We start from the raw sequence: 13,982 nt of genomic DNA, 5'->3' as shown, positions 1-13,982 counted from the left end.
AACATCATGAGCATCGAATTTCTGCTGACATCCTTCATCATCGTTGCATCGCCTGGTACTGGCGTTCTGGTAACGCTTGCGGCAGGGCTGTCCCGTGGCGCACGGGCCTCGGTCATTGCCGCGCTCGGCTGCACGCTCGGCATCGTGCCGCATATGCTGGCTGCCGTGACAGGGCTGGCGGCTCTGCTCCATACCAGCGCACTTGCTTTCGAGGTCATCAAATATGCAGGCGTTGCCTATCTGCTCTATATGGCGTGGATGACGCTCAAGGAGCATGGCACACTGAAGATCGAAACCGATGACGCACCGCGTTCGGACCGTGAGGTCATCTGGTCGGCAATTCTGGTCAATCTGCTGAACCCCAAACTGTCGATATTCTTCTTTGCCTTCCTGCCGCAATTCGTAAATACGCAGCAGGGCGGGACGGTTGCCCGCATGGTGGAACTGTCTCTCGTCTTCATGGCGATGACATTCGTGGTGTTTGCGTTCTACGGTGTGTTCGCAGCCGCCGTCCGTAACCAGATCATCTCGCGCCCCGCTGTGCTTGCATGGATGCGCCGCAGCTTTGCTGCCGCCTTCGTCGCGCTCGGGGCAAAACTCGCACTGACCGAACGATAGACCATGGCCCAGAATATTTATGATCGCGACGACTTCTTCGCCGCTTACAGCCAGTTGCCACGTTCCGTGCATGGGCTGGAAGGCGCGCCTGAATGGCCACTTGTCCGTTCGCTTTTGCCTGATCTGACCGGCCGTGACGTTGCCGATCTTGGTTGCGGTTTCGGCTGGTTTTGCCGCTTTGCCCGCGAACAGGGAGCTGCCTCCCTCACCGGCTACGATCTTTCGGAGAACATGCTCGAACGTGCGCGCCACGACACACAGGATGACGCCGTTCGCTACATTCAGGCGGATATGGAAGGGCTGGAACTGCCGGAAGCAAGCTTCGATCTCGTCTACAGTTCTTTGGCCTTTCACTATATCCGCGACTTCCCGCGTCTTTTGAAAGCGATCCATGCAGCTTTGCGGCCAGAAGGTCGCTTTGTTTTCACGATCGAGCATCCGATCTTCATGGCGCCGCTTACGCCGGGCTGGATCGAGGAAGGCAACGGCCAGAAGCGCTGGCCGGTCGATCATTATGCAGTGGAAGGTGAAAGGCGAACTGACTGGCTGGCAGAGGGCGTCATCAAGTATCATCGCCGCCTCAGCACCACCGTCAACGCGCTGATCGAAACCGGATTTGCCATCAACCGGCTGGAGGAATGGCATCCGTCGCCAGAGCAGATCGCGGCATGGCCGGCACTGTCGGAGGAGATGGAACGACCTATGCTGTTGATAGTTTCCGCTAGCCGACAGACTGCTTGACCAGCCACATTTCACGCCTTTTATAGGGGTGGGCGGGACACGAATCAGACTGGCGAGGAGAAACCATGGACGTGTTGCGCATTGCTGCCTTTTCGCAAGGCAATCAGGGCGGCAATCCCGCTGGAGTGTTGATCGCCGATCGCCTCCCCTCCCCGCAAGATATGCAGAAAATTGCAAAGGATGTGGGCTTTTCCGAAACCGCCTTTGCTGCACCGGAGGACGATAGCTGGCGCGTTCGCTATTTTGCACCGGAAATGGAAGTGCCGTTCTGCGGTCACGCTACCATTGCTCTCGGCGCTGCGTTGGCCATGCGCATGGGCGATGGACGTTTCGCACTCAAGCTCAACAATGGCGATATCAGCGTCGAAGGCCGCAAGGAAGGCGAGCTGTTTGCGGCCAGCCTGCAATCGCCGCCGACGCGCCAGCGTGCCGCCAATGATGCGGAAGTGGAACAGGCGCTGGCACTGTTCAGTTTCGAACAGGATGATCTGGCACCCGGTCTGGCACCCGCCCTGATCCATGCCGGGGCGGATCATATCGTGCTTCCGCTTCGTTCACGCGAAAAGCTGGCTTCGATGCATTACGACATGGCGCGCGGGCGCATCCTGATGAAGCGGCAAGGCTGGACGACGATCCTGCTCATCTATTCCGAGACGCCGAAGCGCTTCCACAGCCGCAACCCGTTTGCCTCCGGCGGAGTTTATGAAGACCCGGCGACTGGCGCGGCCACGGCGGCCTTTGCCGCCTATCTGCGTGATAGCGGCTGGCCGCATGGCGGCGAGATCGAAGTCTTTCAGGGCGAGGATATGGGCAGTCCGTCACATCTGCGCGCCCAGATCGGCAATGAGCGCGGCGGCTCTATCCGCGTTTCCGGCACCGCACGGTTGATGGAATAGAGCGCATCCCGAAAAGTGTGAAACGGTTTTCGGATAAGATGTGCGTCAAAACAAAAGATTAGGGCGCCGATCTGATCCAGTCAGATCGAAACGCGCTTTAATCGCTCGTTGCAGCTCGTCACACGCGGACGAGCTGCTCCACCCGCTCCTCATTTCCAAAGAACTTGAGATAACGCGCCACTTCCTTGGGATCGCCGGTCGCCTTTTGCGGATTGTCGGAAAGCTTGACCGCCGGATGGCCGTTGGCATCCGTCACCTTGCAGACCAGCGAGATGGCATTCAGCCCTTCGATTTCCTTCGGGGCGCAACCTGCAAAATCATTGGTGAGATTGGTGCCCCAGCCGAAGCTCATGCGCACACGCCCTTCGAAATGACGGTAAGTCTCCTCGATCGTGTCCACATCAAGCGCGTCGGAAAAAATCAGCAGCTTTTCGCGCGGATCCTTGCCGCGGGACTTCCACCATTCGATGATGCGCTCGCCGCCTTCGATGGGCGGGGCGCTGTCGGGGCGGAAGCCGGTCCAGTCGGCAACCCAGTCCGGCGCATTGCGCAGGAAGGCAGCCGTGCCGAAAGCATCGGGCAGAACGATCAGAAGATTGCCGCCGTAGTAGCGGTTCCAGTCCTGCAGCACGCGATAGGGGGCTGAGCGCAGTTCCTCGTCATTCTTGGCGAGTGCTGCCAGCACCATCGGCAATTCATGCGCATTGGTGCCGAGCGCTTCCACGTCGGTATCCATAGCCAGAAGCACATTGCTGGTGCCGGTAAAGGCATCGCCGATGCCTTCCTTCAGCGCTTCGACGCACCAGCGCTGCCACAGGAAGGAATGGCGGCGGCGCGTGCCGAAGTCGGAAATCTTCAGCCCCGGCAACTGGCGCAGGCGTTCAACCTTGCTCCACATCTTCGCCTTGGCGCGCGCATAAAGCACGTCGAGCGAAAACGGTCCGAGGTTCTTCATCGCCGCGCGCGAACGCAGCTCGTTGATGATGGCAAGTGCGGGAATTTCCCACATGGTCGTGTGCGACCACGGTCCATGGAAATGCAGCTCGTACTGGCCGTCCTTGCGGCGCAGATCATATTCCGGAAGTTGGAAATCGTGCAGCCAATTCAGGAACTCGGGCTGGAAAATCTGCTTGCGGCCATAGAAACTGTTACCCGCCAGCCAGATCATTTCCTTCTTGGAGAAACGCAGCGTGCGGGCATGGTCGAGCTGCGCACGCAATTCGCCCTCATCGATCTCATCGGCAAGGCGCACCGAGGTCGTGCGGTTGATGAGCGAGAAGGTTGCGTCCACCTTGGGGTAAAGGCCCCAAATCATCTGCAGCATCAGAAGCTTGTAGAAGTCCGTATCCAGAAGGCTGCGGACGATGGGATCGAGCTTCCATGCGTGATTGTAGACGCGGCGCGCAATATCAGTCTTGGCCATGACGGCCTCCAGAAAAAGCATGTTTCCGATAGCACAAACATCCGGCTTTACTTCGCCGAGTCGTGCAAAAGGCGGGTTTTCACCCGCCTTTTTAATCGGTTCACTTCTGTTTGGGAAGCTCTACGACGATTTCGTGTTCTCCGTCCGGCTTGATCGGCACACCCTCTTCCGGCTTGCCGACCTTGCGACCGTTGAGCTTCACCACCTTGTCCTTGGCACTGGGGGCACCTACCACGACCTTCACGCGGTAGAGCGCTTCGCCAAAGCGGAGCTCGGCTTCATAGCCATCCCATTCCGGCGGCAAGGCCGGGTCGAGATGCAGGCGGTCGCCGCGTTTTGTGACGCCAAGGATACCCTCCGTCGCAACGCGGTAGAACCAGCCGGCGGAGCCGGTGTACCAGGTCCAGCCACCCTGCCCGCGACGCGGCTCGACAGAATAGATGTCGGCTGCAATCACATAAGGCTCGACGCGGTAGATATCCGGGTTGCGACCATGGCTAACCGGGCTGATGAGCGAGAACAGACGCCATGCTTCAGCCGTCTTGCCCATGCGGGCAAGCGCCAGAATGGCCCAGGTCGCACCGTGGGTGTACTGGCCGCCATTCTCACGAACGCCCGGTGGATATCCCTTGATGTAGCCCGGCTCCTGAATGGTCCTGTCGAAAGGCGGCGTGAAGAGACGCAGCAATTCGCCTTCGTCATCCAGCAGGTACTTTTCGAGCGAAGCCATCGCCTGTTCGGCACGTTTCGGATCGGCAACGCCGGACAACACGCTCCACGACTGTGCGATGGCATCGATCTGGCATTCGTCACTGTCCTTCGAGCCAAGCGGTGCGCCGTTGTCGTAGAAACCACGGCGATACCACTGGCCATCCCAACCATCGCGGTCGAGCGCTTCGGTCAGGCTTTCCAGATGTGCTTTCCAGATATCGACGCGCTTCTTGTCCTTGCGCGCTTCAGCAATCGGGATGAATTTACCGAGCGTATAGGCGAGGAACCAGCCAAGCCAAACGCTCTCGCCCTCTCCCTTCACGCCGACGAGATTCATGCCGTCGTTCCAGTCGCCGCCAAGGATCAGCGGCAGGCCGTGCTTGCCGGTGCGCTCCACAGCAAGGTCGAGCGCCAGGGCGCAATGCTCATAGAGGCTTGCCGTCTGCTCGGAGATTTCCGGCTGATAGAAGGCATCGTGTTCGCCCTCCTCCAGCTTGCGCCCTTCGAGGAACGGCAGCTTTTCATCGAGGATCGAGCGGTCGCCCGTCGTCTCGACATAAAGCGAAGCGCCATAGCCGAGCCAGACAACATCGTCCGAGATCAGCGTGCGGACGCCCGCCCCGGTCGCTGGCAGCCACCAATGCTGCACATCGCCTTCCGGGAACTGGCGCGATGCCGCATTGAGTATCTGCGCGCGGGCAAGCGTCGGATCGATCAGAAGCAGCGACAGCGTGTCCTGCAACTGATCACGGAAGCCGAACGCACCACTTGCCTGATAGAAGGCAGCGCGGGCCCATATACGGCAGGCAATCGCCTGATAGGGCAGCCAGCCGTTGACCAGAAGGTCGAAAGCCGGGTCCGGCGTCTTCACCTGAACGCGGTCGAACAGACCTTCCCACTGCTGTCTGGCAGCAGCAAGCTTGTCACCGAACGACACCTTGCGGGTTTCGGCGATCAGCGCCTTCGCCTGTCTCTGATCGGCGGCATTGCCGAGCAGGAAGACGATCTCGCGTGCTTCACCCGGCCCCACTTCGATATCAAGAGCGAGCGCCGCACATGGATCGCGGCCTGCTTCGACCGTACCCGAAAGCGCCTTGCCAGCCAGCACGACTTCCGGCTTGTCCACCGAACCGGTGGTGCCGATGAACTCGCTGCGGTCGGCAGTGACGGATTGCGGCTTTTCGGTTGCCGCAAAGAAAGCGATCTGCCCGGACTTGTCCGGATGATACGGATTGCCTGCAAAGAGTGCGCCCAATTCCTCGTCCTGCGAAGGTACAATGAAAGGCACGTTCTTGGAGCGGGCATTGCCCAGCACCCATTCCACATAGCCATAGACGCGCAGCTTGCGCTTGGAACGCCCGTTATTGGTGACGGTCAGGCGTGACAGGCGCACCGGCTTGTCCGCATCCACGATGTGGGTGAGGTCGAGTGCCAATTCGCCATGCTGTGCCCCGAAGCTCGAATAGCCGTGGCCATGACGCGCTTCATAGGTCACGGCCTCATCGCGCAGCACACTTGCCGTCGGCGCAAAGGTGCGGCCCGTTTCACGGTCGAGGATATAGATCGCCTCGCCCGGACGGTTCGTGACCGGGTCGTTCGCCCATGGGGTGAGCTGATAATCGCGGCTGTTGCCTGCCCAGGTGAAGGCCGAACCTTCCGCCGAGACATGGAACCCGAAATTCGGATTGGCGATCACATTGATCCACGGATGCGGTGTGTTGGTGCGGTTGTTGACGCGCACCACATAGCTGCCGTCCTCGGCAAAGCCACCATAACCATTCCAGAAACGAAGATCGTCCCCGAACGGCGCAGGACGGTTTACTACAGGCTTGACCACAGGACGGCGTTCTTCCGTCCCGCGTTCGATGGCGACAGGCGCAAGCCCCGCAGCACCCAGCCCCTGAGCGGACATCTGAGCCGAAGCCTGACCGCCAATGGCAGTCTTGGCATCGCGCGCCGCCAGATCGACGGTGATTTCCTCGCTGCGACGAAGCTGCTCGGCCAGCGAGCCGTTCTGCGCATGCATGACGATGCGCGCCGAGGCGAGCAGCGTGTTGTAGCTTTCGTCGCTCATCTGGTCGCGGCGCACCGCGAAGATGTGCGGCTGGCCACCGCCACGGGCGCGGAAACCTTCCACGATCCAGTCGATGGCGCGCTGCGTGTCCTGCGCATAGGAGAAGGCACGCTCGTTGACCGCCACGACATCGACGGTTAGGCCCTTCGAGCGCCAGTATTCCTGCGCGCGCAGCACGCCGCGCAACACGTCGAGATCAGCTTCGTTGTCGATGCGCAGCGCGAAGATCGGATAGTCGCCGGAAATCGACATTGGCCAAAGGTCGGACTGCTTGCCGAGGCCGCTGGCGATGGTTTCCGGTGGCTGGCGCAGGGTCCGCTCCGGATAGAGCAGATAGGCAGCGACCTTCTGATAATCGGCAGCTTCGGCAGGCTTGATGCCGATATGGTAGAGCTGCACCTGCGAGCTGGTCCATGACAGCGAATATTCGCGGGCGAAGGTTTCCGGATGCCGATGCAGCGCCACAGCGTGTTCTACCGCATCGCGGCTGCCGCCTGCGAAGGTCCAGAAAACGAGGCTCACCTTTTTATGCGCCGGAACGCGGACACGTGTACGCACCGAAGCGATCGGGTCGAGCACGCAACCCTGGCTGCCGTTGAACTTGGCACCCTGATCGAAGGCAGCCGCATCGCGCAAGCTGCGGCCACGACCGACAAAGGCACGGCGGTCAGTTTCGACTTCCGTTTCGCGGATCGAGCCGGAAAGATCGGTCACGAAATGCGCGACGTGGATATCCGGATCGGACGGCGCGCGCTTGCGGCGCTTGGCATAGATGGTCGAACCGTTATCGGAGATTTCGGTCTCTACGAACATCTTGGCAAAGGCCGGATGGGCGGCATCGCTGTCGCTGTCGGTCAGCACCAGTTCCGCATAGGAGGTGACCTCGATCATGCGGTCGCGGGCGGACGTGTTGATGATGTCGAGCCTGCGGCCTTCGCCGTCCGATTCCGACGACACGATCACTTCCATGACGGTCTTGATGTCACCGGCGGTCTTGTAGAATTCCGCCTTGTCTTCGGTGAAGACCGTCTTGGTTTCCTCTTCCGGGTTGCGGACCGGTTCGCCGGTTGCCGACCACCAGTATCCGCTTTCCATGTCGCGCAGGAACAGGAACGTGCCCTGAAGGTCTTCCGACGCATCGGCGTGGAAGCGGGTAATGTCCCAATTGTGCCAACGACTGTAGCCCGAGCCGTTTGCCGTCACCATCAGAGCATATTGCCCGTTCGACATCATATGCGTGGTACGCGGCGCCTTGAATGGCTTGTCGACAATCCGCATCGGCGCATCGTCGAAGCCGCCGGAATCCACGCGCATCGGATTTTCCGTCTTGGCGTAGATCATCGGGATTTCGCGTGGCGCCTTTTCCTGCAGGAGCAGTTCGGCAGCCTCGATCACCGGATCGGAGTGGAAACGCTCGCGCATCCGACCTTCAAAGATCACGTTGTTGACCGCGATGATCGCCATGCCATGGTGATGGGCGTAGTAGTTCTTCACCACAGCACAGAGTTCGCCTTCGCGAACACGTGACGGCGTGAAGTCCACCGAATCGTGGAAGCCATAGCGTCCGAGCGCGCCAAGCTTGGCAAGGCGCTTCAGGTTCGCGACAGCGGCAGCAGGCTGATACTGCGCGGCGAGCAGGCTCGCATAGGGCGCAATGACCGCATTGCGCGACAGGCCGCGCTGCAAACCAAGATTGGGCACGCCGAAGTTGGAATACTGGTAGTTCATATGCGCGTCGCGCGCATTGAACGCTGCTTCCGAAATACCCCATGGCAGGCCGCGCGAGGTCGCATAGTCGATCTGGCGCTGCACCACGAGCTTGTTGGTCTGATCGAGAAGCGAACCGAGTGGCTCCGACATGACCAGCGGCGGCATCAGATATTCGAACATCGAGCCGGACCAGGAGAGCAGAGCGCCCTTCCAGCCCACCGGCACCAGAAGACGGCCAAGCTTGAACCAATGTTCGACCGGAACGTCGCCCTTGGCGATGGCGAACAGGCTTGCCAGACGCGCTTCGGACGCCAGAAGATCGTAGCAGCTTTCGTCCAGTTCGTTTTCCTGCACACGGAAACCGATGGAGAGAAGGCGGCGTTCCTTCCGTTCAAGGAAACCGAACTGCATATCGAATGCGAGCTGGCGCGAACGGGTAGCAAGATAGCGCAAACGCTCACGCAGCGCGTCCGTATCGTGCTCGCCGATGGAATCCTCGGTATGCGCCTTGCAGGTATCGACGAGAATGCGCGCCCATTCCACGGCTTCAGCGCTTGCCGGGGTTTCGATTTCGCCATCGAGTTCGTCCATCAGGCGAACGATGTCGGTTGCAAACAGCGACAGGTTGATGGTGCGGAAGGAGGCCGTTTCCGGCTCATCCTTGATGGAAATCACGGCGCGGCGGAAATTGGCAATCCGCTCTTCCAGACGGCGGCGCAGCGGACGCAGAATCCGGCGATCATCCGGGATTCTCGCGATTGTCTCTTCAAGGATGTCGTTGACATCAAGAATACCGTCGAGGTCGCCCTGCATGTAGACGGATGGTGCTTCCGCCCATTCTTCCAGCGCCGACGACAGCGTGACCAGATGCCCGGCAAGGTTGCCGCTATCCACCGCAGAGACATAAAGTGGGCGCATCGGCGTCAGCGTGTTGGTCTCGTACCAGTTGTAGAGATGGCCCTGATACTTCTCCATCTTCTCAAGCGTATCGACAGTGGCTTGAACGCGGTCCAGCGTTTCACCGAAGCCGATCCAGCCGAAATCGCGCGCGGCGACGACGGACAGGAGATAGACGCCGATATTGGTCGGCGACGTGCGCTGCGCGACAATCGGCGCCGGATCTTCCTGGAAGTTGTCCGGCGGCAGATGGTGGTTTTCCTCGTTTGCGAACTCGGCGAAATAACGCCAGGTCCGGCGTGCATAGCGGCGCAGGTCCGACTTGTCGGAAGAAAGCACTTCCAGCGTGTCCTGCGGCTTTGCCGAACGGCTGACCAGCCATGCAATCAGCGGCGAGGCAAACCAGATGACGGCAAACGGCGCCGCGATCATTGCCGCATGACTTTGGGCAGCAAGCGGGATGAAGATCGCCAGACCCGCAATGGCTATGGCCGGCCACATCAGCTGGAAATAAAACAGCAGCGTATCGGGCGAGGTTCTCGCCTGCGCAGCCGTGCGCCATTCCAGAAGATTGCGATGCGAGACGAACAGGCGATAGACGGTACGCACAATCGCATCCGCCATCAGGAACGCCGAATGGGCGATGAAGGTGGTGCGCAGCGCCACATCGGCCGTGCCGAGCGCGATGTCAGTCAGCACCGACTGCGCATGACCTTTCAGCGAATAGTCCATGTTCGATGGAATGAGATTGGTCACAATGCCGAATGTCGGCGCAACGAACATGGAGAGAATGAGGAAGCCCTGCCAGACGGCAGCAGGCCCGATTGGCAGCACGCTCCAGCCGACGACGGCTGCGATCAGCCACAGGATCGGATTGAGCGAGCGGCGCAGGTTGTCGACCATCTTCCAGCGCGTGATGTGGCTGACGCCACGGCTTGTCGAAAACAGCCAGGGTAGAAGCTGCCAGTCGCCACGCGCCCAGCGATGATGACGCGATACGTCGACATTGTAGCCAGTCGGATAATCCTCGACCACTTCGACATCGCTGACCAGAGCCGCGCGAGAATAGCCGCCTTCGAGAAGATCGTGGCTGAGCAGCGTGTTCTCAGGCACGCGGCCCTTCAGCGCTGCCTCGAAGGCATCAATGTCGTAAAGTCCCTTGCCGGTGAAGGTGCCTTCACCGAGCAGGTCCTGATAAGTGTCGGACACGGCGAAGACGTAAGGGTCGATACCGCGATTGACCGAGAAGACGCGCTGCAGGAACGACGCCTCGTCACCGGTGGTGAGCGAGGGCGTGACGCGCGGCTGGAGGATGCCGTAACCGCGCACGACCTTGCCGGTCTTTTCGTCGATGATCGGACGGTTCAGAGGATGGCTGAGCTTGCCGGCCAGATGCGTGACGGATTCCGGCGTCAGACGCGTGTCGGCGTCCAGCGTCATCACATATTTGATTTCCTTCGGCAAACGTTCGTCCGGCGGGAAAAAGCTCGTATCCTGATCACCGCGCAGCAGCAGGTTCAGCTCGTGCAGCTTGCCGCGCTTGCGCTCCCAGCCCATCCAGCAATTCTGCTTCTCGTTGAAGAGGCGACGGCGATGCATGAGGAAAAAGCGTGGCTGGTCGTCGCCGGTATAATGCTCGTTGAGCTTGGCGATTTCCTCGCGCGCATATTCATAGATTTCCATATCCGCAGGGGTGATTTCCTGCTTCGCATCGGTCCAGTCACTGACCAGCGCAAAGTAGATTTCACCACGCGGATTGGTGAGATAATGAACTTCCAGATTGCGAATCTGCTCATCGATGGAATCACGCGAGGTGATGAAGGTCGGCACCGCGACCAGCGTGCGCGCCTCCTCCGGCAAGCCTTCCTTATATTCGAAACCGATGAGCCGCGTCGGCTGGACAAACCACGGCACCAGCGCATTGAACAGCGAATAGGACGCGTCCATTGCCGGGAAGATCGCCAGAAGCGTGAACAGCGTGCGCAGATCAGTCGAAAGACCGGCGCGGATCATGCAGTAATTGACGAGCAGAAGGATCAGGATCGTGAAGATCGCCGTCGGGATGAACAGCCCCCAAAGACCGAGACCACGATAGAAGCGCAGCGCCTTGACGCCGAACGGCGCCTTGTAGCCACAGACCTTTTCCAGCTCCTTGCGCCCTTCGCCGGACAGGTAATAGGCGATTGCGCCCTTGCCCTCGGCTTCCGGATGACCGGCCTTTTCCGCACGATGTCCGTCTTCGGCCAGTTTCAGCGCAGCCCATGTGATGTCGATTTCGCTCATGTCCGAATAGCGGGCGAGCTTTTCGATGGTCACGCGATAGGCATTGCGGGAACGGAAATCCAGAAGTTCGAAATCGCTGTGGTCACGCAGGATCGCATCAACCTCGTTGACGGTTTCGAACCAGGTCTCCCAGTCCACGTCATCGATGGATTTCAGGCTGCGGATGACGTTGCCCATCGTGACGCCGCCGGTGGACTGGCGGGCATGTTCCTCAACGATGGCGTCTTCCGGATTGCTGCCTTCCTGCTCCAGAATCCGTTCCAGCCAGCTGGCAGCAGCCGTGGTGTCGGTCGAGGACGAGCGTAGGCGATAAAGAAGGTGGGTCGCGAAAGTGCTGTCGCGGGCGGCATCGGCATATTGCGCCAGAACCGAATCCAGTTCGGCACCGTCGGTGGCAACCACGATGCGGTCGGCGGCCGTATTGGCGAGATTGCGCATGATGCGCGCGCGATCGACGCGCAGCGCCAGACGGCGTGCATTCTCGATCAGGAAATAGCGCACCGCAGAAGGCAGCGCCCACAACTCACCGATCTTCAGGGGCTCCACGGTCTGGAAACCCTTGACGATGGCCGTCAGCGTCTTCAGTGAGAAATTGCTGTCCGTATGGGCGACATAAAGCCAGGCCAGCGCGAAAATGCGCGGCATGCCTTCATATTTCTCAACCGGCGCCTTGTAGAGCGGCAGCTGACGGATGAAGCGGCGTGGCAGGTCGCGGCGGGCCTGCTGCACGTTCTTGTCGATCTGGTAATGATTGTCGAGCAGCCATTGCGCGGCTGGCGTGATGGTCTCGCCCGCACGCGATGCGGCATCGGAGGCGCGATAGGCATGCAGGATCAGCTTGCCGTTTTCGGAAAGGCGCTGATCGAACGGGAAGGCGATATAGCCCGGCAGCGGAATGTCTTCGCCCCGCGCCACGGCAGCGGCAAGCGCGCCAAGCTCTTCCTCGGTTTTATACAAGGCCCGGATGGGGGAAGGTTGTTCGGGCGGAATCCGGCCCGATGCATCGGGCTCGCTGGATTTGGGTTCCATCGAAGGTTTCTGCATCGGCGATTTATTCTCGGTAGAGGTTGAATTGGAGAGCGAAGAAGACAATTCCGGCATCTGCCTTAACAGCCTTTCCGAAGGAAATGAGTTATCTGCGGCGGGTGGATACTGACATTATTCCGAATTTTCATTTCAGGGAAACGGCAGTATCCGTGATCGGTTCCCTGAATGTCGACCGCATTTGGCCAAAATGCGACGGCGCAATGTGCTGATATTCAAACCGTTTGAATCGCAACGCACAATTCTTTCCGCCCATTAATGTTGCGTTATGGAACACCCCGTTTCCTGCAACCCTAACATATTGAAAATAAAAATAATACTACCGCAGGTAACGTGTCAGAAAATTTCAGCGCGGCCCCACCACGCCCGTCGATAGAGAAAAGCCCGACAGGTCTGCGGGAATCACCGCGCATCTGCCGGGCCTCATATTTCACTTCACCGGAAAGTGACGATCAGGAACCTGTTCCGGAACCGGTTTCACTGGCAGGAAAAAGCTTCCAGTAACGCGGTCGGAAGGCGATGCGACTCTTTTCCGCGGCCGGATGTTCGGCTGGAATTTCGATCTCCACCCGCTCACGTGCGCCGCCTACTTCCAGTTCGACACGCCGCTTGCCGCCCGAGCGACGGCTCGCCACCACCGTGCCTGCGATACAGCCGCCGCAACCGTCCAGCAATTCAACATCGTGCGGACGGAAGAAGAGCTGCGCGTCACCATCCGCCACATCCTGGGCTGTCAGGCCGATATTGCGATCCACCAGCCAGATCTCGCCCTTTTCGACCCGCACCGGAAGCGTGCTGGACTCGCCGATGAAGCCATAGACGCCCGGGGAATTCGGATTGTCATAGACTTCGTCGGGCGTGCCGACCTGCTCGATACGCCCCTGGCTCATCACCACCACGCGGTCGGCGAGCTCCAGCGCCTCGTCCTGATCGTGGGTCACGAAAACGGTCGTATGGCCGGTCTTGTCGTGAATCTCGCGCAGCCAACGGCGCAGTTCCTTGCGCACCAGCGCATCAAGCGCGCCAAACGGTTCATCGAGAAGCAGGACTTTCGGTTCAATCGCCATGGCGCGGGCAAGCGCCACGCGCTGGCGCTGACCACCGGAAAGCTGCGCCGGATAGCGCTTCTCCAGTCCCTGTAGCTGGACGAGATCGAGCAATTCCAGCGCGCGGTTGCGAATATCGTCACTCGACGGACGTGTCGCGCTTGGACGCACCTTCAGACCGAAGCCGATATTGTCCGCCACCGTCATATGACGGAACAACGCATAATGCTGAAAGACGAAGCCGACATTGCGCTCCTGAACGCTCTTCTGCGAGGCGTCTTCGTCGCCGAAGAAGATGGTACCTTCGGTCGGCGTTTCCAGCCCGGCAATCAGGCGCAAAAGCGTGGTCTTGCCCGAACCGGAAGGTCCCAGCAAAGCGATCAACTCGCCGGAACGAATATCCAGCGAGACATTATGCAACGCCGGGAAGCGAGCGAACTCCTTACGCACACCGGCAACACGAACTTCCATTCCCAATCCTTCCGTCTGCCATAGCAGGACTATGCTTTATTTCTGCCGCCGAGCGGCTAATTGCCAGT

At 59.8% G+C, this 13,982-nt stretch carries 6 protein-coding genes; 3 read left to right on the top strand and 3 right to left on the bottom strand.

Features of this window, described 5'->3' with window-relative positions; all coding sequences use genetic code 11:
* Window positions 1-6 precede the first annotated feature (6 nt).
* From CES86_RS13730 to CES86_RS13720, 3 genes are all read left to right on the top strand, one after another.
* On the top strand, window positions 7-618 hold the full coding sequence (locus tag CES86_RS13730; RefSeq protein ID WP_094514640.1) for a LysE family translocator: 612 nt from the start codon (window positions 7-9) through the stop codon (window positions 616-618).
* A 3-nt stretch (window positions 619-621) separates the two neighbouring features.
* Complete coding sequence (locus tag CES86_RS13725; protein WP_094514638.1) at window positions 622-1,359, top strand: class I SAM-dependent methyltransferase; 738 nt, start codon at window positions 622-624, stop codon at window positions 1,357-1,359.
* A gap of 65 nt (window positions 1,360-1,424) precedes the next feature.
* Window positions 1,425-2,255 carry a PhzF family phenazine biosynthesis protein gene (locus CES86_RS13720; protein ID WP_011982342.1) on the top strand — a complete coding sequence of 277 codons (831 nt, stop codon included), beginning with the start codon at window positions 1,425-1,427 and terminating at the stop codon, window positions 2,253-2,255.
* 118 nt (window positions 2,256-2,373) lie between these two features.
* Here CES86_RS13720 and pncB read toward each other — a convergent pair whose 3' ends face one another.
* The 3 genes from pncB to CES86_RS13705 all read right to left on the bottom strand — a co-directional run bounded on the left by pncB (window position 2,374) and on the right by CES86_RS13705 (window position 13,914).
* Entirely contained in the window at window positions 2,374-3,678 is a 1,305-nt protein-coding gene (pncB, locus tag CES86_RS13715) for a nicotinate phosphoribosyltransferase (protein WP_094514677.1), read from the bottom strand.
* 100 nt (window positions 3,679-3,778) lie between these two features.
* On the bottom strand, window positions 3,779-12,454 hold the full coding sequence (locus CES86_RS13710) for a GH36-type glycosyl hydrolase domain-containing protein (protein WP_094514637.1): 8,676 nt from the start codon (window positions 12,452-12,454) through the stop codon (window positions 3,779-3,781).
* A gap of 395 nt (window positions 12,455-12,849) precedes the next feature.
* Window positions 12,850-13,914, bottom strand: coding sequence for a sulfate/molybdate ABC transporter ATP-binding protein (locus tag CES86_RS13705; RefSeq protein ID WP_011982340.1), 1,065 nt, complete (start codon window positions 13,912-13,914; stop codon window positions 12,850-12,852).
* Between the last annotated feature and the right edge of the window lie 68 nt (window positions 13,915-13,982).

Source organism: Brucella lupini (assembly GCF_002252535.1).
Classification (GTDB): Bacteria; Pseudomonadota; Alphaproteobacteria; order Rhizobiales; family Rhizobiaceae; genus Brucella; species Brucella anthropi.
This window is presented reverse-complemented; position numbering and strand designations above follow the sequence as displayed.